Source organism: Pseudomonas sp. 2995-1 (assembly GCF_002742505.1).
Classification (GTDB): Bacteria; Pseudomonadota; Gammaproteobacteria; order Pseudomonadales; family Pseudomonadaceae; genus Aquipseudomonas; species Aquipseudomonas sivasensis.
Map to the genome: position 1 here is coordinate 1 of NZ_LJSA01000231.1, position 378 is coordinate 378.

Annotated in this window: 1 protein-coding gene; it reads right to left on the minus strand. The window is 38.1% G+C overall.

Translation table 11 applies throughout. The features are described 5' to 3' along the window. Positions 1-144: 144 nt before the first annotated feature. Positions 145-378 (minus strand): sigma-70 family RNA polymerase sigma factor (locus AOA61_RS02705; protein ID WP_143521171.1); only part of this gene is annotated, 234 nt, incomplete at its 5' end.

Consider the following 378-nt stretch of genomic DNA (forward strand, 5'->3'; position numbering starts at 1 on the left):
GGATGTAGTAGTTTACTTACCCAAGATGTTCTATTCTTCCGTACCATATTAGACATGAGTTTTTCCACCCCTTCCGTCTTCTCTGCCTCAGACATTTTAATTGCTTCATATCGTTTCAAGGTTTTTTCGATATCTTCTTGACCTTTAAATAACGTCATGTGTATATCCCCCCTTGATCAACTCTTTCCTCAACACATCCAAAGCACGGTGCAATGTTGTTTTTACTTTAGCTTCCGAACAATTGAGTATGTGAGCTGACTCCTTCACAGACAGTTCTTGCACTTTTCTTAAATAAATTACTTCCTGATAAGATCGCTTTAATTTTTTCATAGCACAATAGAGTTCTTTTTCCCGCTCCCCTAATTGTGCGATTGTCTC